Genomic DNA, 19976 nt, shown 5'->3' on the forward strand with positions numbered 1-19976 from the left:
CGCCAATTCCAGGGCCCCACTCCGACGACTTGCCGCAACCCCTGAGGTGCCCCATGCAGACACCGTTCAGCACCCGACGCCTCCTCGCAGGCCCCGCCGCTCTCACCGCCGCGCTGCTCGCGCTCACCGCGTGCGGCGCGGGGACCACCGACTCGAACGCGGCCGCGGGCAACGACGCCGCGGGTCCCACGATCCGTATCGGCGTCGGCGTCGACGCCGCCTACACCCCCTTCTTCCTCGCCGACGCCGAAGGGCTGTGGGCCAAGCACGGCGTCAATGTGCAGCTCGTGCAGTTCGGGCAGGGCAGCGAGGGCGTCAACAACCTGGTCGCCGGGCAGGTGCAGATGTCCGGGAACTCGGACACCACCACCATCAGCATGCTCCAGCAGTCCCCCGACCTGCGGTCCCTGCTGGTGTACGAACAGTCCGGGAAGTATCTGAAGGTCGTGCTCGGGCCGAAGGTGACCTCCCCCGCGAAGATCCGCAAGATGGCCGTCGCCCCCGGACTCTCCGAGATGGCGGCGACCCGGTTCCTGGAGTCGAAGGACATCGACCCGAAGTCGGTCGAGTTCGTCACCGCCGACCCGCCGGAGATCCCCGCCCTGATGAAGAAGGGCGACATCGACGCGTACGTGCTGTGGGAGCCGTGGCCCACCAAGGGCGTCGAGCAGGGCGGCAAGGTCCTGGAGAACACCGGTGCCTACGGGGTGACGTACGCCCAGTGGCTGCTGGCCAAGTCCGACTGGCTGAAGTCCAACACCGACACCGCCGTCAAGGTCGCCGAGGCCCTGGAGGAGGCGGCCCGGCTGACCGAGTCCGATCCGCAGGCGGCGGCCGAGGCGACCGAGAAGGCCGTGAAGGTCCCGGCGGCGCAGACCGTGAGCGCGATCAAGGAGATCGACTTCGGGGTCCGGGACTTCACGGACGCGGACCTCAAGGGGTACGAGAACACGGCCCAGTTCGTCCTCGACAGCGGCAAGGTCAAGGCGAAACCCGATGTCACGGCGGTCGTCCAGCGCGGCTGGTTCACCGACAACGTGAAGGGATCCTGATGACGAAGGCCATCGAGACCGACCGCCCCGAAGCCGGTCTCGGCGACGGACGCGGCGCGGCCCTGTGCGCCGACGGTGTCGGCATCCGCTTCGGCTCCTTCGAGGCCGTCCGGGACATCTCTCTCGACATCGACGCCGGGGAGTTCCTCTGTCTGCTCGGTCCGAGCGGCTGCGGCAAGTCCACCCTGCTGTCCGCCATGGCCGGATTCACCACGGTGGACTCGGGCAGCCTGACGGTCGGCGGCGCGCCCGTCACAGGGCCCGATCCCGACCTCGGCATGGTCTTCCAGAGCAGCGAAGCCCTCTTCGACTGGATGACGGTCCGTCAGAACGTGGTGTTCGGGCCAAGGATGCGCGGCCGCTCCCGCGCGGTGCAGGCACAGCTGGCCGACGAATACCTCGGCCTGGTCGGGCTGCGGCACTGCGCGGACCGGTTTCCGGGCCAGTTGAGCGGCGGCATGCGCCAACGCGTGCAGATCGCCCGGGTGCTGGCCAACAAACCGAACGTCGTACTGATGGACGAGCCGTTCGGCGCGCTCGACGCGCAGACCCGGCAGGTCATGCAGGAGGAGACCGACCGCATCTGGCGCGCCTCGGGCTGCACCGTCGTCTTCGTCACCCACGACATCGACGAGGCGATCCTGCTGGCCGACCGGATCGCGGTGATGACCGCCGGCCCGGCGGCCTCCATCAAGTCCGTCTATCCGGTGGACCTTCCCAGGCCCCGGGAGGAGTCCGACCCGGCCGCCGTGGAACTGCGCCGCGCCCTGCGGCAGGACATCGGCGAAGAGGTACGCAAAGCCCTGCGCGACCAGGGCCTCGACCCGGAGGGGGACGCACGATGACCGTCGTTGCGGCGGGCGCCACCGCCACGGGTACTGATCGCCGCTCGATCCGGACGGGCGTACGGACACTGCGCACCGCCGGCGTCTACATCCTGTCCGTCCTCGCCGGCGTCGGCATCTGGCAACTGCTGGCGATGAAGTACGGCCCCTCGCTGGTCGCCTCACCGAGCCAGACCCTGTCCGCCGCCCGGGAGCTGGCGAGTGACGGCACCCTCACCAACTCGATCATCGCCTCAAGCCGCCGCATCCTGATCGGCTGGGGGCTCGGCGTACTGGTCGGGGTCCCGGTCGGCCTGCTGGTGGGCCAGATCAAAGTCGTACGCCAACTCCTCGACCCGTACATCGAGTTCTTCCGCTTCATCCCGCCCATCGCCTTCGTGACCCTCGCCGTGGTGTGGCTCGGCATCGGGGAGTCGTCGAAGGTCGTCCTGATCTTCTACACGGCCGTCTTCATCGTCACCCTCAACACCAGCGCGGGGGTGATGGCGGTGAACGAGTCGAAGCTGCGGGCGGCGGCAAGTCTCGGCGCGAGCCGTCGGCAGATCCTCCTGGGGATCGTGCTGCCGTCGACGGTTCCGCACATCGTCACCGGGGCGCGGCTGGCCATGGGCAACAGCTTCCTGACCATCGTCTCCGCCGAGATCGTCGCCGCCCAGGTCGGGCTCGGCTCGCTGATCTGGACCTCCCGCAACTACGGGCGGATCGACTGGGTCTTCGTCGGCATCATCACCCTGGGCATCCTGGGGTTCGTGTTCGACCGGGTGCTGCGGATCGTGGCGTCCCGGGTTCTGCTGCGATACGGAGTGAAACTGTGAGTTCCGGGACATCCCGCGCCCTGCTGCTCGACCGGTTCGGTTCGCTGCCGCGTCCGGTGGAGCGGCCCGTTCCGGAGCCGCAGCCCGGCCGCACCCTGGTACGGATGCGGGCGGCGCAGGTCGCCCACCTCGATCTCAACGTCGTGGACGGCAAGTTCGGGATCCTGCCCGACCTTCCGGCGGTACCCGGCACCACCGGCTGCGGAATCGTGCTCGCCTCGGACATCCACCCCGAGGGCAGCCTGGTCCGGCTCGGCGGCAAGGGGCTGGGCATGCGGCGGGACGGCTGCTGGGCGGAACACGCGCTGGTGCCGGATGCGGCGGTGCAGGCGGTTCCGCAGGACACCGACCCGGCGCTGGCCTGCAGCTACTTCTCCCCGGCGGGCACGGCCTGGGCGGCCGTCCATGTGGTCGCCGACGTCCAGCCGGGGGAGCGGGTGCTGGTGACCGGGGCGGCGGGCGCGGTCGGATCCCTGACCGTGCAGGTCGCCGCGCGGGCCGGGGCCGAGGTGATCGGCGTGGTCGGCCGCCCCGGCAAACTCGACCACGTCCCGGCCGCCGCCAAGCCCCTGTTGGCGGCGGACCTGTCGGCCGAGTCGGTGGGCGGCCCGGTCGACGTCCTCATCGACACGGTGGGCGGCCCGGTCCTGCGGGACGCCCTGCCCCTGATACGTCCCCGCGGCCGTGCTGCCCTGGTCGGCTACACCGCGGGCCGTGAGTTCGCCGTGGACCTCGCGGACTTCCTTCTCGCGGACGTCTCCCTGCTGCCGGTCAACCTGATGACCCGGGGCGGAGAGGTCGCGGCGGACGCGGAACGGCTGCTCGGCGAACTGCGCACGGGAGAACTGACCCTGCCGATCGAGCGGTACGGCCTCGACGGGCTCGAAGAGGCGGTGGACCGGCTTCGCACCGGGGAGGCGATCGGCAAGGTGGTACTGGAACTGGGCTGACCCCGGGGCGAGGTGCTGCCGGCCCTCCAGGGCGGGCAGCACCCTCGGGCCTGATCGGTGCAAGACGCGGTCGACGGTGTCGATGAGACCGACAGGAGCTTGCGGTTCGGCGTGCGAAGGCGTCGTCCGGGCACCGTCTCAGAGGGGTACGACATCGCCGTCCTGCGGCGGGATCACCACCGCATGGCCCCGGCAGCACACCACACCCTCCGGCCCGCAGCGCTCCACCAGGTCGAGGGTGATCTCCCCGCGGGCAGGGTCCACCGACCGCACTTCGCCCGTCACCACCAGGCGATCACCGGCGTACGCGGGCGCCCGGTTCTGCCAGCTCACCTCCCGTACCCGGCCGCCCGGGCCGACGAACTCGGCCGCGGCGCGGTGGAAGAGACAGCCGTGCAGCTGCGCCATGACGACCGGCCCGGCCAGCCCCTCGGAGCGGGCGAACTCGGTGTCGTAGTGGATGCGATGGGCGTTGCGGGTGACCGCGCCGAACCGCAGCAGGGTGACAGCGTCCGGCGTCAGCTCGACCGGCTGTACGAACTGGACCTGATCGGTCATCGCACGATGAACCTTTCTGTGACCTCGACCAACGTGCCCTCCTCCGTGCCGTACGCCTTCTCGACCGTCAGCAGCAGAAACCCGGTGCTCTTGCGCTCGACGGCCGTCACGGCCCGCCGCACGTCGATCCGGTCGCCGACCCGCACCTCGCCCAGCCAGCGCACATGCTGGCCGCCCGCCATGAGGCGGACATCGAGGCCGTCGGTGCCGGGGACCTCGTCCCGGTACATGCCGTCCGGCCGGAATTCCGCCGGAGCCGCCCCAGGAGCTGCCCGCAGCAGACTCACCACGTACATCGGATGGACCATGAAGTCGGCCCGGCCGGGATCGACCAGCCGCGGGTCGCTCTCCCCGGCCGCCCGCGCGAACTCGGCCGCGTCCTCGGCCCGTACGACCCCGAGCGACCGCCGTTCCCAGCGACCGATCAACGCCCGGGCCCGTTCCTCGGCCGACTCCCACGCGGACATCCGCGGCCTCCCCTCACTCGGTCGTGTCCGGGGGACGCTAGACGTACGCGGCGCACGAGGGCCATGGACCCGGCTCGCTCAGCGGACCGATCCGCTTGGGCGGATCAGCACCGCTGCCACACCATCGAGGGATGGACCTCATGGACATCCAGGCGCCCCCGGAGGGCACCTACGCGGCAGCGGACGGCGTCAAATACCACTACGTCGAGCTGGGGGAGGGCAGCCCCACGGTCTTCCTGCACGGCGGCGGCCCCGGGTGCACCGGCTGGTCCGACTTCGGGCAGGTGGCGCCGCTGTTCGCCGCGGACCGGCGGTGCCTCCTGGTCGACATCCTGCAGTACGGGAAGTCCGCGAAGCCCGTCATCGAGGGCCCCATGTGGGACTACCACGCGGCCAGGACCGTGGCGCTCCTCGACACCCTCGGCGTGGAGCGCGCCGACTTCGTCTGCAACTCGTGGGGCGGCACGATCGCGCTCAACCTGGCCGCCAAGTACCCCGAGCGCGTACGGTCGTTGGTGATCACCGGCAGCATGCCCGTCTTCCACGGACCGCTCGCCCCCCTCCCGGAAGGCGGCCGCCGCGGACGCAACGCCCGCGACGTGTACTACGGCGGCACCGGCCCCTCCTGGGAGAAGATGCGCGAGCTGATCGCGCGCCTTGAGTGGTACGACCCCGAGGCCATCCCCGACGGCACGGTGACGCTCCGCTTCGAGCAGAGCCTGGACCCCGAGGAGACCGCGCTGGCCGGCGCCTCCGACAACCCGCGCGGCGACTGGCAGGACCTCACCGCCGAACTCGGCCGTATCGCCGCGCCGACGCTCTTCCTGTGGGGCATGTACGACGCGTTCCTGACCCCGGACTACCCGTTGATGCTGGCCCGTATGGTCCCCAAGGGCAGCCTGCACGTCATGAGCGAGGCGTCCCATCATCCGCAGGAGGAGCGGCCGTACGACTACCACAGCGTGGTCACGGGCTTCCTGAACCAGCGTTGAACTCCGCTCGGAAGCAGTGATCAATCCGCGGGCCGGTGGGGGCTGGTCGCGCAGTTCCCCGCGCCCCTTACGAGGCACGGTGTCGCACCGGATCCGACAAACTCTCCCGGAGGAAACGTGACCGAGCCGGCTCCGCGTGTTGTTGAACTGTCCAGTCCGTTCGCCCGGTTCGCGGGTCGGCTGCTTGTCGGGCTCGGTCACGAGGTGGTGTTGATCGAGCCTCCTGAAGGAGACGAGACACGTCGGGAACAGGGCGGTGACGCGTTCGTCCACTGGCACGCCGGGAAGCGCTCGGTGACCATCGATCCCGCCACGCCCGACGGGACCGCACAGCTGCGCCGACTGCTGCGGGGCGCCGACATCCTGCTCGACGGCACACCCCAGGGCGCGGAGGCGGCCACCGAGGGACTCGACCAGCTCGTGCACGTACGCGTCACGCCCTTCGGGCTGGTGGGCCCCCGCAGCCACTGGCAGGGCGCCGACCTCGTGGTGGCCGCGCTCGGCGGGATGCTCGCGCAGGTCGGCGATCCCGACGGGCCACCGCTGCGGCTCCCGGAGAACCAGGCCGAGCAACTCGCGGGCGTCAACGCGGCGATCGCCGCCCTGCTCGGCCTGCGCGCCCGGCGCCGCGGACCGGGACAGCTCATCGACGTCTCCGCGCAGGCGTGCGTGGCGGCGGCCCTGGAAGCCGGAACCCTCGCCTACCTGCACGAGGACCGGGTACCGCCGCGCCCGGGCAGCGTGCACCCGCTGGTCCCGCACGGGCTGTTCCGCGCAGCCGACGGCCACCTCGGCGGAGGGCTCGGCGGCAGCCCCCGCATGTGGGACGCGCTGCTCGACTGGCTGCGTGAGGAGAAGGCGGACGCCGACCTCGCCGAGCCGCGCTGGCAGGACCCGGTCGAACGCAAGAAGCACCAGGACCATGTCTTCAAGGTCGTCCAGGACTTCGTGGGTACCCGGCCGAAGGCCGAGTTCGCCAGGCAGGCCCAGGCCAGGAAGCTGCCCTGGGCCGCCGTCGACCTGCCCCACGAACTCCCCGACAACCCGCAGCTCGCCGCCCGCGACTTCTTCACGCGGGTCACGACACCCGAGGGGGAGCGGGCCGACCTCGGCTTCCCCTTCGCGTTCCCCGAAGGCCGCCGCGGAACGGAACTCGTCGCGCCAGGCCTCGGCGACGACCAGGGCCTGTTCGACGAGCCGCCCCGCGAGGCACGTACGACTTCGGCACCGCCACCGCCACCGGCATCGGTGGCCGACGAGCCCGTACGGCCCGCCCTGGACGGCATCCGCGTCCTCGACCTGACCTGGGTGCTCGCCGGCCCGTACTGCACCAAGATCCTGGCCGACCACGGAGCCGAAGTGATCAAGGTCGAGTCCGCGGGCCGGCCGGACCCCACGCGGTTCGCACCCTTCATGCACCTGTCCCGGGGCCCTCACACGGACCCGAACACCAACGGCTACTTCAACGAGGTCAACCGGAACAAGCAGAGCATCGCCCTGGACACCCGCACCGAGGAGGGCGTCGCCGTCCTGCGCGACCTCATCGCCCACTGCGACGTCCTCGTGGAGAACTTCAGCTCCACGGTCATGACGAAGCTCGGTCTGGGATACGAGGAGCTGCGCTCGATCAACCCGGACATCGTGTACGTCAGCATGTCGGGCATGGGACACACCGGCCCGCGCAACGGCTGGGTGTCGTACGCGGACACCGTGTCGGCGAGTTCGGGGCTGACCGGGCTGACCGGCTGGGGGCCGGACGACGTGGTCGGGGTGATCTACGGCCACGGAGACATCGTGGCGGGCCTCCAGGCGGCCCTGGCCACGATCGCCGCGCTGGAACACCGTGCCGGGACGGGGCGCGGCCAGCACATCGACCTGTCCCAACTGGAGGCGATCACGGCCCACATGGGCACGAGTCTCCTGCGCGGGACGGAAGTCGGGCCCGCCGGAAACACCCACCCGACGTGGAGCCCGCAGGGTGTGTACCGGTCCCTGGGCGCCGACCGCTGGCTGGCCGTCAGCGTGCGCGACGACACCGAATGGACGGGCCTCTGCGAGGTCATCGGCCGCCCCGAACTGGCCACCGACGAGCGGACCCGTACCGCCGAGGCCCGCAGGCGTGAGTCCGCGCTGGTCGACGGCGCGCTCGGCACCTGGGCCCGGGGGATGTCCGCCGACGCCGCCGCCGAGCTGCTCCAGGCGCGCGGAATTCCCGCCGGAGCTGTGCAGGACGGCCGCGAACTCGTGGAACACGACCCGCAGTTGCGTGCCCGCGGCTTCTACGTGCGCAAGGAGCATCCGGTGGCCGGGGCCTTCCTTCACGAGGGCGTTCCGATCACCCTCACCCGTACACCCGGCGGCATCCGCGAACCCGCGCCCGTACTCGGCGCCGACACCGACGCGGTACTGCGCGATGTGGCGGGGCTGTCCCCGGAACGGATCCAACACCTCCGCGCAGACGGTGTGTTGAGGTGATCGGGCAGCCGCGTGGCGAGGTGGATGGGCAACCGAGAGGCGAGCCCACCGGACAGCCGAGCCGTGAGGCGGACGGACACTCCGGTGCCACGGTGAACGCCATGACCGTGCCGGGACTCCTGGCCGCGGCCGCCGAGGAGTTCGGCGACCGGGTCTTCCTGCGCGTGGGGGACGTGACACGGACGTACCGGCAGTCACGGAGGGCGGCAGCCGAGACGGCGGGAGCCCTTGCGGCGCGCGGCTGTCGGCCGGGTGACCGCGTCGCCGTCATGGCCGGAAACCGGATCGAGTTCGTCGACCTGATCCTCGGCTGCGCCTGGCTCGGCGCGGTGCTGATACCGCTGAACACCGGCCTGCGAGGTCAGGGACTCCGTCACATCCTGCGTGAGGCGGAGCCGTCCTTCCTGCTCGCGGAGGCCGAGGCGGCGGACCGTGCGGTGGAGGCCGGCTTCCGCGGCACGCTGTGGATCGTGGGCGAGGACGACGTTCCGGTACCGGGTGAGGCCCCCGCGGTCCCGTCGACCCCCGCCCGCCCGGAGGACACCGTCTTCCTCCTGTTCACCTCGGGAACCACCGGGACCCCGCGCGGTGTGCGCTGCCCCCACGCCCAGACCGTCTGGTGGGGCCGCAACGTCGCGGACTCGCTGCGCCTCACCGCCGACGACGTGCTCCACACCTGCCTCCCGCTGTTCCACACCAACGCCCTCAACACGCTCGCGCACGCCATGACCGTGGGCGCGACCTGTGTCATCGGGGAGCGGTTCTCGGCCACGCGGTACTGGGACCAGGTGGCCGAGAGCGGTGCCACCGTCGTGTATCTGCTCGGCGCGATGGCGCCCATGCTCCTGGCGCAGCCGCCCGGCCTGCACGACCGGTCGCACCGAGCCTGGCGCGGCCTCTCACCGGCCACTCCCGCCTCCGCGTGGCAGCCGTTCCGCGAGCGCTTCGGCGTCACCCTCGTCGACGGTTTCGGCACCACGGAGACGAACCTCGTCATCGGCTCGACCCCGGAAGCCCAACGCCCCGGCCACATCGGCACGTTGCGCGACGGCTTCTCCGCCCGGGTGGTCGACGAACACCTCGCTCCCGTCCCGGACGGCACAGCCGGTGAGCTGGTCGTCCGCAGCCATCGGCAATTCGCCTTCTCCACCGGCTACTTGGGCGGCCACGAACGGCAACCCGCCTCCTGGCGGCGTACGGGCGATCGCGTGATCCGCGAACCCGACGGCTCGTACCGCTTCGTCGACCGGGTCAAGGACGTCATCCGCCGCCGCGGCGAGAACATCTCCTCGTACGAGGTGGAGTCGGCGGTCCGTTCGCATCCCGCGGTCGCCGATGCCGCCGCCTTCCCGGTGGCCTCCGAACTGGCGGAGGACGAGGTCATGGTGGCGGTGCTCCCGCGACCGGGGAGCGTCCTGGACCCTCGCGACCTGGTACGTCACTGCGAACGTGAGCTGCCGGCGTTCGCCGTGCCCCGGTTCATCGAGACCGTCCCGGAGCTGCCGCTCACCGAGACCGGCAAGGTCCGCAAGACCGTGCTGCGCGAACGGGGCGTCACCGCGGCCGCCTGGGACCGGGCCACGGGGGTCAGTCCAGTTGTGAGGCCACAGCCCGGGTGATCGCCCGGGTGATGCGCAGGATGCCGGGGGAGCGGACCGGGCAGGGCCTGGGTGTCGTGGTGGTGGGGACCAGACAGAAGTGCAGGTAGTCGTCGTCGATGTGCAGGGCGGTCCGGTCGCTGCCCGGCTGGGTGCAGTACGGCTTGTGCTCGCGTTCGTACGCGGTGCACGGCAGGTACTGGGTCCAGGTGTAGCGGGCCGAGGCCGGGCTCACCGCCTTGCCCGCGTCCGCGAGCAGGTCTCCGGAGGCGGCTGCCTGCCGTTCGTAGATCGCGTTGACGCGGCGGACGCGGTCGGGCGTCATGGGGTCGGGACCCTGGAGCACCCAGACGACCTTCGGCCGGGCCCCGCCCGCCGCACCCGCGATCTGGTCGGTCAGCCGCCGCGCGTCGGCGGTGTACCGCGCGAAGTACTTGTCCCGCGCCTTGTCATGGGTGATGCCGTCCATGCACGGTGTGTAGCCCCATGCGTTGCCCCAGAACTGCAGGACGACGAAGTCCGGCCGCAGGCTGCGCACCAGCGCGGCGGCCTTGTCCTTGGGCGGCACGAGCGAGTCCTTGCCCGTGCCCTCCAGATAGTCGCAGAGGGTTGTGCCGGAGTAGGGGGCGCTGGTGTAACGCGCCTTCAACTCGTCGCGCATCAGGCCGCCGAGGACCTTCTGGTTCTCCATGGCGAGGGAGTCGCCGAGGTAGAGGACGGTGGGGCGGGAACGCTGTGAGGGTGTCCCGGACCCGGTGCCGGTTCCGCTGCTTGCCCCGGCGCTTGCACCCGTGCCGGCCCGGGTGCTGGACTCGGCCTCGGGCGTGGCGGCCGGTCGCTGATGCGTGGTCGAGGAGGCCTTGGGTGCCGACGGGACGGGCGCCGCGGACTCGGGGCCGGACGACGGGTCCCCGCACGCGCCGAGCAGCAGTAACCCGGCCAGCACCCCGACCATCCACGGCTTGCGCATACGGCAACTCCCGCCCCGGCCACCGAAAAACGGCCCCCAGACAAGCACAGCGGGACCCAAGGGGGAAGGGCCGTTCAGGCCTCGGCGCGCCCGGACATGGCCCGCACGGGACAGCGACAATGTAGCTCCACTTAAGACAATGTGGAGAACTCTTCACTTGTGCTGCGCCGTCGAGGTCGGGCACGGTTGTGGATCATGCAGCCCAACTCCCCATGGCGGACGGCCGACTTCAGGACGCTGTTCAGCGCGACCGCGCTCAGCCAGCTCGGCACGAACGTCAGCTATGTCGCCGTCCCGCTGATCGCCGTGGCCGAACTCGACGCGAGCCCCGGCCAGGTCGGGGCCCTGGCCACGTTGAGCACGCTCGCCTTCCTGCTCATCGGCCTGCCCGCCGGGGCCTGGGTGGACCGGATGTGTCACCGCAGGGTGCTGATCGCGGCCGACCTGGCGCGGGCCGTGCTGTTCGCCTCGGTCCCGCTGGCCTGGTGGCTGGACGCGCTCACGCTGGGCCAGTTGTACGCCGTCGTGCTGCTGAACGGCTGCGCCACCGTCTTCTTCGACGTCGGCTCGCAGAGCACCCTGCCCGGACTCGTCGGCCGCGACGCCCTCGTCCAGGCCAACGCCGCCATGATGAGCCTCATGGCCGTGAGCAACGTGGCCGGCCGGAGCGCGGGCGGCGCGCTGGTCCAGTTCCTCACGGCACCGGTGGCCGTTCTCTGCACGGCGGCGAGCCATCTGGCCTCCGCGCTCCAGCTCACCCGGGTCCACCCTGATCAGGCGCCGCCCACGCCGGGCCGGACGGCCGGACTGCGCACACAGATCGGCGAGGGGGTCCGGCACGTATTCGGCAACGCGGAGCTGCGTGCGCTCGCGCTCACCGCCGCCCTCACCAACCTGGGCTCGCAGATCATCAACACCATGCTCCCGGTGCTGTTCGTGCGCGAACTTGGCCTGCCCGCAAGTGCGTTGGGTCTGTACTGGGCGGCGGGCGGCGTCGGCCTCCTGCTCGGCGCCCGCTGCGCCCGCCCCCTCGCCGGGCGCCTCGGATACGGCCGCACCCTCGGCGTCATGGGCCTGTGTCTCGCGCCCGCCGGACTGCTCGTCCCGCTCATCGACCGCGGACCGTGGCTGTGGCTCGCGGGCGCCGGGGGAGTCCTCGTCCTGTTCAAGACGGGCGTGGACAACGTGCTCGGAGTGAGCCTGCGTCAGCGGATGACCGCTGACACACTCCTCGGCCGAATGAACGCGACGTTCAGGTTCGTCCTCACCGGCGCCCTCGCCGTCGGCGCGGCGGTGGCGGGGCTGATCGGTGAACTGGCCGGTGTCCGCGCCACGTTGTGGGTCGGCGCCGGACTGCTCGCGACAGCCTTCCTGCCGGTGTTCCTCTCGCCGGTCCGCGGACGCCGCGAACTGCCCCACGAACAGCCCCTGATGGCAGCACCCGTCACAAAGAGCTGACCGCACGCTCCAGGGCATCCGCCACCCGGTCCGTGTCGGCCTCTGTCGTACGCCAGTTGCTGAAAGCGGCCCGCAGCGCGTGTGTCCCCTCGTAGAAGGTCGGCGTCATGAACGCCTCACCGGATTCGGCGACGGCCCGGCCCAGCGAGTGCACCCGCTCCTGGGTGGGATCCCCGTCGAGCGTGAAGCAGACGACGTTCAAGCGGACCGGCGCCAGCAGCCGCAAGCCCGGGGCGTCCGTGATCCGGTCACCGAGGTGCCTGGCCAGTGCGACGTTCCGCTCGACGATCTCCTGGTGTCCCTCGCGACCGTACGCGGCGAGCGAGAACCAGGTGGGGAGCGCGCGCAGCCGACGTGAGTTCTCGGGCGTGAGGTGCACGAAGTCGGGCTCGCCTGTGGGCAGTCCGAGATACGACGACGCGTTGTGGAAGACCCGCACCTGGAGGTCCCGGTGGCGGGTGAACTGCACGGCGGCGTCGTAGGGGACGTTGAGCCACTTGTGCAGATCGACGCAGACCGAGTCGGCGGCGTCGATGCCGTCGGTCAGCTGCGCGTGCTCGGGGGACAGCGCGGCGAAACCGCCGAAGGCGGCGTCCACGTGCAGCCAGAAGTCGTACCGCTCCTTGAGCCCCGCGATCGCCCGCAGGTCGTCGAAGTCGACCGTGTTCACGGTCCCGGCATTGGCCACGACGACGGCCGGGCGCCCGTCCAGCTCGTCGAGCGCCTCGGCCAGCCGCGCCACGTCGACGGCTTCCCGGCCGCCGGGCAGCACCGGCACCGTACGCAGCCGGTCGCGGCCGATGCCCAGGACGGACAGGGCCTTGGGGATGCTGGAGTGCGGGCTGCCGGACAGTACGTCGACGGGCCCGAGTGCGGCCGTACCCGCCTCGGACACGGAAACCCCCAGTCGCTCGCCCAGCCACTCCCGCGCGAGGGCCAGCCCGACGGTGTTCGAGACGGTCGCACCTGTCACGAACGCGCCGGTGTGCGCCTCGCTCAGCCCGAACAGCTCCCGCAGCCAGCCCAGCGTCTCGTGCTCCAGCGCGGTCGCCGACGAGTCGCCCCTGCCGGTGGCGTTCTGGTCGTACGCGCCGGTCAGCCAGTCCCCGGTGAGGGCGGCCGGGGTCGCGCCCCCGGTCACGAAGCCGAGATAGCGCGGGCCCGCGGAGGCGGAGAAGCCCGGCGCCCACCGCTCGGCGAACCGCGCGAGCGCACCCTCGGCACCCACGCCTCCGGCGGGCAGCGGCTCGGCGTCCGGGGCCTTGCCCAGATGGGCCACGGGCCGTGTGTCGAGCCCCGACACCTCACGGGCGGCGAAGTCACGGGCGGACTGGAGCAGTTCGGGGAGCCGGGAGAGATCGTCGGCGAGTACGCGGTCCATGAGCGGCAGCGTAGGCAGGCGGCCGCACGGAAATCCCGGTCCAGTCCGGGGAAACTGGCCCTATGTCGGCGGGCGTCGCCGCCGCCCTTGGTGACCGTGGCCGGGCCCGCCGACGCGGCGGAACGCCTCTCGTCCACCCCTCGTCACCGCGAGCGCCGCAGCGCGCCCCGCTGCCGGGCGCCCCGGTCGGGCGGTGCGAGGACCTTTTCGGCCGCGGCGATGAACTGTCTGCGGGCGTCGATGAGGTCGCTGTCCGCCTGACCGTTCTGCACGAGGCGGTCGTCGAGATCCAGCCGCATGCGCCAGACGTCCGCCTGCCGGACGGCCGCCGCGTGGACGGTGTCGGCCAGCTCTCCCATCGGCGCGGGCCCGGTGATGGCGACATTCGTGGCCGCCCGGCTGAGCGCGCCCAGGGCGGCCATGGTCGGCTCCCACAGCCCCCGGTGCTCGTCCTCGCTCCGCCATTCGAGAGCCACGCGCGCCTCGATGACGGCGTTGATGCCCTGCCGGAACGCCTCGCACTCGTCGAGCACGGTCGCGAAGGCGGCACGCCGCTCGTCGCGCAGTCGGTGCCGGACCTGGAAGGTCTCCTGCTCCTGCGCCTGCCGACGCGAGGACCTGGCATGGAGCAGCGGTCCGGTCAGCCCGGCGGCCAAGGTCCCGCCGATACCGAGGGCGGTCGCCCAGATGACCGTATTGGCTTGGTCCATGCCGCACATCATGCCGCCGCCGCACCCGTCAATGGCTGAACTTGACCGATTGATACGGCAGTTGGGCCGCCGCGGTCCCTGTGCGGCACTTGCTGCGTGGGGAGCCGACGGCCGGAAAGCGCTGGCGACAACCCCTGCGGGCGTCAACCCGACGGGGTGCCACGGACCGGGTGTGGCACCCGCCACAGGGGACCGGGGGCGGCGCCCGAATGTCATCGTTTCGTCTCAGCCCGGCCGCCTCCACAACCCATGCCGCCCCGCGCGGGTCTAGCTGGCAGAGATTGACCGGAACGAACGAGAAAGGCCTGATCATGGGGGACACACGCAGACGGGCAGCCGTCGTACTGGGGGTCACCGCACTGGTGGCGCCGCTGGCCGTCGCGCTGGGCGCGGCTCCGGCCCAGGCGGCGAGCTGCACCACACAGACCGGCCCGTACCAGAAGAAGGTCGAGAAGTTCCTCGGCCGGCCGGTGGACGGCAGGCAGTCGGCCGCCGACTGCAAGGCGATCAAGGCCTTCCAGACCAAGCACGGCATCACCCCGAACATCGGCTACGCCGGCTCCGTCACCTGGGGCGTGATGGACCTGATGAACAAGCAGAAGGCCGTCGGGAAGAACCCCAACAAGGACGGCAAATGCCCGGTGAACAAGGGCCGCATCGCCTGTGTGAACCTCACGCTCCAGCTCAGCTGGATCCAGGACGGCAACACCCTCGTGTACGGCCCGGTGCCGGTCCGTACGGGCCGCAACGGCTACGAGACCCGCACCGGTCTCAAGAAGATCTACTGGCGGAACATCGACCACGTCTCGACGATCTACGACGTGCCCATGCCCTACAGCCAGTTCTTCGACGGCGGCCAGGCCTTCCACTCGGTGGGCGTGAGCATGTGGAACCCGCCCGGCTCGCACGGCTGCGTCAACATGACGAAGACGGATGCCAAGAAGTACTGGTCGCTCCTGAAGAAGAACGACGACGTCTACGTGTACGGCCGCAAGCCGGGCACCTGACCGGGCCCGCCGGTCCGGCCGCTCCTGAGAACGACCGGACCGCGCAGAAACGTCACGCCTGGGGTGCGTCCCCGAAGTCCGGGATCTCCAGCCTCGCCCCACCCTGCCGCGCCGAGTCGTGCGCGACGATGCCCGGCAGGGTGTAGCGGGCGGCCACCCACGCGTTCACCGACGGCAGTGTGCGCGTGTTCACCGCGGTGACGAAGTCGTCCACCAGGAAGTGGTGGCTCCCCTCGTGCCCGTTGTGCAGGTTGTCGAACTCCCGCGGCAGCCGCGCCCGGTCGTGGACCGGCGCCGAGCCCGAGGTGAAGGCGGCCCGCAGATCCGGCGCGATGTGCTGGAGCGACGGGTCGTCCGGGGACATGGTGGGCTTGGGCTCAAGCAGTTCGCTGATGTCCTTCACTCCCTTCTTGTCCTGCCAGAAGGCCACCGTCGCCAGCTGCTCCATGCTGGCGTCCGTCCCGAAGAACCGGAAACGCGACTCCCGGATGTGCGAGGGATAGCCCACGCGCCGGAACTCGTTCGTACGGAACGAGCCGCCGCCCGCGACCTCGAACAGCGCGGTCGCGTTCGAGAAGTCGTTGCCGAACTGGCTGACGTCCTCGTCGAAGACGCCGTCCCCGCGATCGTCCTTGACCCCGATCGCGGACACGCTCACGGCGTGCGTCTGCCAGGCGCCGAGGACCCCGCCCACCGAGTGCGTGGGGTAGAGCAGCGGGGGATAGCTGGCGGTCGACTTCCAGTTCTCGCCGCCGCTGTACTGGTAGGCCTCGTAGAACCCGAGGTCCATGTCGTGCACATAGTCGCCCTCGGCGTAGAAGAGCCGCCCGAACGCCCCGTCGGCGATCTGGTTGCGGGCGTGCACGGTCGCCGGGTTGTACTGGCTGGTCTCACCCATCATGTACGTCAGTCCGGTGGCCCGTACCGCGTCGATGATCGCCGCGATCTCCTCGCGGGTGATCGCCATCGGCACCGCCGAGTAGACATGCTTGCCGGCGTTCAGGCCTTGGAGCACCAGCGGTCCGTGGGTCCAGCGCTGGGTGAAGATCGCGACGGCGTCGATCGCGTCCGACTCCAGCATCGCCTCGTACGAGGGGAAGGTTCCCGTCAGGCCTTCGGCGGCGGCCAGTTGCTCCGCTCGCTCGGGCAGGAGATCCGTGACGTGGACCTCGCCGACGCCCGGGTGGGCAAGAAACAGCTTCGCGAACTGGCCGGAGAACTGGCCGGCGCCGACGATGCCGAGGGAGAACGTCATGGAGTGTGTGCCTTTCACTGTCCGGGGATTGACTGTCAGGGGGTTCACTGTCCGAGGATGAAGTTGACCTGGTCGTTGGTCTTGGTCAGGTCGCTCACCGGGGCGCCGTTGGCGTAGACGTCCTGCATGGCGGGGCGCACCAGGGCGTACACGTCCGCCGCGTAGTCGGTGACGGGGAACGAGAAGGTGGTGAAGTCCTTCTTGTCGGTGACCGCGTCGGTGAAGGCGGACACGTCGATGTCCTTCTTCTTGTACGCGGCCACGGCGGCCTGAGTGCCTTCCGGGGTGGCGGGGAAGACGATGCCGTAGCCGCCGACGGTCTTCTGGCACTCGTCGGAGGCCAGGTACCGCACCCACTTCTTGGCGCCCTCCTTGTTGGGGGCGTTCTTGGTGATGGAGTCGGCCAGGCCGTTCATCATGGTGGCCCGCTTACCGGTCGGGCCGGTCGGCGTGGGCGCGGTGCCGACGTCGAGGCCCTTGGTGTTGTAGTAGGTGGAGATCATCCAGGCTCCGTCGAAGGACGTTGCCGCCTTGCCGGCGGCGACCTGGGCGTTGGCCGGGTTGGCGCCGTCGGTGTAGTCGGTGAAGGGCGCGAGATAGCCCTTCTTCGCCAGCCCGAAGTACCAGTCGACGACGGACTGGAAGGTCTTGCTGTCGTACTGGTACTTGGAGCCCCAGCGGGCCTTGTCGGTGTAGTTCCAGCCCGCCGAGCCGGTGAACGGGCTCCAGGTGGTCTGCCCGTCGCTGTCGCCCGCGCCGCCGGTGGCGAGCCCGTAGACCTTGACGTTGTTCTTGTCGAAGCCCGGTTCGTCGCCGCGCTTGCCCTTCGTGTCGACGGTCAGGTGCGCGATGGTCTTCTCGAAGGTGCCGCCGTCCTTCGTGTTCCAGGAGAGGCTGTTGAGCTCCGCCGCGGAGAGCCCGGCGTCCTTGACCATCTTCTTGTTGTACATGAGCGCGACGGTGTCCCAGTCCTTCGGGGCGCCGTAGCGGTGGCCGTCCTGGCCGGTCCAGTTGGCGGCGAGACCCGGCTGGTAGGCGGAGTCGTCGATGTCCAGGTCGTCCAGTGGTTCCAGCACGTTCAGGTCGGCGAACTGCCCGAACTTCTGGATGTGGTCGGTGAACACGTCGGGCTCGGTGCCCGCGATGAAGCTCGCGGTGAGCTTGGTCCAGTAGTCGGCCCAGCCCATCTGGGTGATCTTCACCTTCAGGCCCGGGTTCTGCTTCTCGAAGCCCTTGGCGCACGCCTGGTAGGCGGGCATCTGGTTGGCGTCCCACAGCCAGTACGTCACCGTGTTGGAGCCCGATCCGGCGGCCCCGCCCTGCGCGCAGCCCGTCACCAGGGACAGCGCGAGCACCCCGGTCAGTGCCACGACCGTACGTGTACGAATTCGCATGTCCGTCCCCTTACTTGATGCCGGTGAAGCTGATGGTGCTGACGATGCGGCGTGCGAAGAAGCCGAAGAGCACGAGCATCGGCAGCGCGGCGATGAGCGTGGCCGCCATCAGGCCGGACCAGTCGTAACCGCTCTGCGGGGTCTGTGCCCGGAAGATGGCCAGTGCCACGGTGAGCACGCGCGAACTGTCGCTGTAGGAGACCATCAGCGGCCAGAAGTAGTCGTTCCAGGAGGTGATGTACGTCAGCACGCCCAGCGTGAGGATGGGGGCGGACGCCATCGGCAGCATGACGCGGAAGAAGATCCGGATCTTCCCGGCCCCGTCGAGCAGGGCCGCCTCCTCGACCTCCCGGGGCACGTTCATGAAGAACTGCCGCATGAAGAACACCGCGAACGGGGTCATGAACATCGTCGGCAGGGAGATGCCCAAGAGGGAGTCGACCAGGCCGAGTTGCTTGATGAGCACGAAGTTCGGCAGCAGTGTGAAGATCGTCGGCACCATCAGCCCGGCCAGGAACAGCCCGAACACCGTGTCCCGGCCGCGCCACCGCAGTCGTGCGAAGGCGTAGGCGGCCATGGCGGAGAAGAGGATCTGGAACACGGTGATCAGGGTGGACACGACCGTCGAATTGATCAGATAGCGCCAGAACTTGAGCCCGCCGCCCGAGCCGCCCTGAGCGATCGCCTCCTCGGTGGACTGCAGGCCAAGGGCCCGTTCGAAGCCACCGGTCGTCAGGTCCACGGGCAGGGGATCGCCGGGGTGGGCCGCGAGCGCCGTGTTCGTGGAGAGCGCGGTGCGCAGGATCCAGTAGAAGGGCAGCAGGGTGATGAGGACCATCGCGGCCATCACCGTCCAGGCCACGACCTTCCCGGGGGTGATCCTCGGGCGCTGTGTGCGCCGTACCTTCGTCGTCGTTGCCGTCACGGCAGTCATGTCGGTCGCTCCCTTCTTCAGCCGAGGTCGGTCTGGCCGGCCCGGGTGAGCCGGTACTGGACAAAGGTGATCGCGCTCAGCACCACGAGCAGGGCCACGGACATCGCCGACGCGTAGCCGAACTGGAAGCGGCCGAAGGCGGCGCCGTAGATGTAGTACTGCAGGACGTTGGTCGCGTTGGCCGGACCGCCCGCGGTGGTCACCGCGACCGTGTCGAACACCTGGAACGAACCGATCACCGTCATGATCAGGACGACCGCGAGGACCGGCCGCAACAGCGGCATGGTGATCCGCCAGAACATCCGCCACTCGCTGGCGCCGTCCACCTTGGCCGCCTCGTACATGTCGTTCGGGATGGCCTGCAGCCCGGCGAAGAGCAGCAGGGCGGTGTAGCCGACATGCCGCCAGACGTTGATCACGGCGATCGTGGGAATCGCCCAGGTCTCGTCCGCGAGGAAGGGGATCCGGTCGAAGCCGAGCCCGGCGATGATCTCGTTGCCGATGCCGAGCTGCGTGTCGAGCATCCAGAGCCAGACGATGCCGGCGACGACGTTCGACATCAGATACGGCGTGAGGACGATCCCGCGGAGTATCGCCGACTGGGTCAGCCGCTGGAGCAGCACGGCGATGGCGAGCGCCGAGACCGTCTGGATGCCGATGTTGATGAAGACGTACTCGACGGTGACCGTCAACGAGTCCCAGAAGATGGGGTCCTTGACCATGCGGACGTAGTTGTCGAGGCCCACCCACTCCGCCGGAGTCAGCAGATTGAAGCGGGTGAAGCTGAGATAGATGCCCCGCAGCGTCGGCCACAGCAGGAAGACCAGGAAGCCCAGCATGGCCGGAGCGATGAACAGGGCCGCGAGGGCGCCGTCACCACGTCCGCCACCGTCACGTTCTCGTTTCTCGCGGGTTCTCGGCTTCGGCTGTGTCCCCTCGATGTCGCGCACTGGCAGACGCGACGGAGGGCTGGAGGCGACGGTCATCGGGAGACTCCCTCGTCTGCGGCTCGTCCTCGGGTCACTTACTTTTGGTCCGAAAGAATCCAGCCGTCAAGGGGTGTGCACACATCTTTCCTGAGGAGCTTCAACGACATAGGGTGGTGTCATTACTTC

General features: G+C 70.1%; 18 protein-coding genes. 9 read left to right on the forward strand and 9 right to left on the reverse strand.

The window, feature by feature from the left end; genetic code table 11:
• The first annotated feature begins 53 nt into the window (after positions 1-53).
• The 4 genes from JEQ17_RS44880 to JEQ17_RS44895 are packed head-to-tail and all read left to right on the forward strand — an operon-like array spanning position 54 to position 3662.
• Entirely contained in the window at positions 54-1052 is a 999-nt protein-coding gene (locus JEQ17_RS44880; protein ID WP_200400690.1) for an ABC transporter substrate-binding protein, read from the forward strand.
• Positions 1052-1897, forward strand: coding sequence for an ABC transporter ATP-binding protein (locus tag JEQ17_RS44885; RefSeq protein ID WP_200400691.1), 846 nt, complete (start codon positions 1052-1054; stop codon positions 1895-1897). Before JEQ17_RS44880 ends, JEQ17_RS44885 begins: the two co-directional genes overlap by 1 nt.
• Positions 1894-2712 (forward strand): ABC transporter permease, encoded by an 819-nt coding sequence (locus JEQ17_RS44890; protein WP_200400692.1) that lies wholly within the window; start codon positions 1894-1896, stop codon positions 2710-2712. The genes JEQ17_RS44885 and JEQ17_RS44890 overlap by 4 nt, the downstream gene beginning before the upstream one ends.
• Positions 2709-3662, forward strand: a complete 954-nt coding sequence (locus JEQ17_RS44895; RefSeq protein WP_200400693.1) for a quinone oxidoreductase family protein — start codon at positions 2709-2711, stop codon at positions 3660-3662. Before JEQ17_RS44890 ends, JEQ17_RS44895 begins: the two co-directional genes overlap by 4 nt.
• A 138-nt stretch (positions 3663-3800) precedes the next feature.
• Here JEQ17_RS44895 and JEQ17_RS44900 read toward each other — a convergent pair whose 3' ends face one another.
• Both JEQ17_RS44900 and JEQ17_RS44905 read right to left on the reverse strand, forming a co-directional pair.
• Positions 3801-4220 (reverse strand): hotdog family protein, encoded by a 420-nt coding sequence (locus JEQ17_RS44900; protein ID WP_200400694.1) that lies wholly within the window; start codon positions 4218-4220, stop codon positions 3801-3803.
• Positions 4217-4687, reverse strand: coding sequence for an FAS1-like dehydratase domain-containing protein (locus JEQ17_RS44905; protein ID WP_200400695.1), 471 nt, complete (start codon positions 4685-4687; stop codon positions 4217-4219). Before JEQ17_RS44905 ends, JEQ17_RS44900 begins: the two co-directional genes overlap by 4 nt.
• 131 nt (positions 4688-4818) lie before the next feature.
• On the opposite strand from JEQ17_RS44905, the gene JEQ17_RS44910 reads away from it, so the two are divergent.
• From JEQ17_RS44910 to JEQ17_RS44920, 3 genes are all read left to right on the forward strand, one after another.
• The gene (locus JEQ17_RS44910; RefSeq protein WP_200400696.1) at positions 4819-5679 is read left to right on the forward strand and encodes an alpha/beta fold hydrolase; all 861 of its coding nucleotides are present in this window, start codon (positions 4819-4821) and stop codon (positions 5677-5679) included.
• Between the two features lie 117 nt (positions 5680-5796).
• Positions 5797-8154, forward strand: coding sequence for a CaiB/BaiF CoA-transferase family protein (locus JEQ17_RS44915; RefSeq protein ID WP_200400697.1), 2358 nt, complete (start codon positions 5797-5799; stop codon positions 8152-8154).
• A gap of 101 nt (positions 8155-8255) precedes the next feature.
• Complete coding sequence (locus JEQ17_RS44920) at positions 8256-9773, forward strand: AMP-binding protein (RefSeq protein WP_200400698.1); 1518 nt, start codon at positions 8256-8258, stop codon at positions 9771-9773.
• Here the strand turns inward: JEQ17_RS44920 and JEQ17_RS44925 are convergent.
• Positions 9742-10722, reverse strand: coding sequence for an SGNH/GDSL hydrolase family protein (locus JEQ17_RS44925; RefSeq protein WP_200400699.1), 981 nt, complete (start codon positions 10720-10722; stop codon positions 9742-9744). The genes JEQ17_RS44920 and JEQ17_RS44925 overlap by 32 nt on opposite strands.
• A 195-nt stretch (positions 10723-10917) precedes the next feature.
• Between JEQ17_RS44925 and JEQ17_RS44930 the strand changes: the two genes are divergently transcribed.
• Complete coding sequence (locus JEQ17_RS44930; RefSeq protein WP_200400700.1) at positions 10918-12180, forward strand: MFS transporter; 1263 nt, start codon at positions 10918-10920, stop codon at positions 12178-12180.
• Here the strand turns inward: JEQ17_RS44930 and JEQ17_RS44935 are convergent.
• Complete coding sequence (locus JEQ17_RS44935) at positions 12167-13561, reverse strand: pyridoxal phosphate-dependent decarboxylase family protein (protein WP_200400701.1); 1395 nt, start codon at positions 13559-13561, stop codon at positions 12167-12169. The two genes, JEQ17_RS44930 and JEQ17_RS44935, sit on opposite strands and share 14 nt — an antisense overlap.
• Positions 13562-13704: 143 nt before the next feature.
• The gene (locus JEQ17_RS44940) at positions 13705-14271 is read right to left on the reverse strand and encodes a hypothetical protein (protein ID WP_200400702.1); all 567 of its coding nucleotides are present in this window, start codon (positions 14269-14271) and stop codon (positions 13705-13707) included.
• Between the two features lie 311 nt (positions 14272-14582).
• Between JEQ17_RS44940 and JEQ17_RS44945 the strand changes: the two genes are divergently transcribed.
• Positions 14583-15278, forward strand: coding sequence for a L,D-transpeptidase family protein (locus tag JEQ17_RS44945; protein ID WP_200400703.1), 696 nt, complete (start codon positions 14583-14585; stop codon positions 15276-15278).
• 52 nt (positions 15279-15330) lie between these two features.
• Here the strand turns inward: JEQ17_RS44945 and JEQ17_RS44950 are convergent, their stop codons facing one another.
• The 4 genes from JEQ17_RS44950 to JEQ17_RS44965 are packed head-to-tail and all read right to left on the reverse strand — an operon-like array spanning position 15331 to position 19847.
• Positions 15331-16533: a Gfo/Idh/MocA family protein gene (locus JEQ17_RS44950; RefSeq protein WP_200400704.1), complete on the reverse strand. Its 1203-nt coding sequence runs from the start codon at positions 16531-16533 to the stop codon at positions 15331-15333.
• Positions 16534-16577: 44 nt separating this feature from the next.
• Positions 16578-17927 (reverse strand): ABC transporter substrate-binding protein, encoded by a 1350-nt coding sequence (locus JEQ17_RS44955; RefSeq protein WP_200400705.1) that lies wholly within the window; start codon positions 17925-17927, stop codon positions 16578-16580.
• Positions 17928-17937: 10 nt separating this feature from the next.
• The gene (locus tag JEQ17_RS44960) at positions 17938-18861 is read right to left on the reverse strand and encodes a carbohydrate ABC transporter permease (RefSeq protein WP_200400706.1); all 924 of its coding nucleotides are present in this window, start codon (positions 18859-18861) and stop codon (positions 17938-17940) included.
• 17 nt (positions 18862-18878) lie between these two features.
• Positions 18879-19847, reverse strand: coding sequence for a carbohydrate ABC transporter permease (locus JEQ17_RS44965; protein WP_200400707.1), 969 nt, complete (start codon positions 19845-19847; stop codon positions 18879-18881).
• Between the last annotated feature and the right edge of the window lie 129 nt (positions 19848-19976).

This window comes from Streptomyces liliifuscus (genome assembly GCF_016598615.1).
In the GTDB taxonomy this organism is placed as follows: Bacteria; Actinomycetota; Actinomycetes; order Streptomycetales; family Streptomycetaceae; genus Streptomyces; species Streptomyces liliifuscus.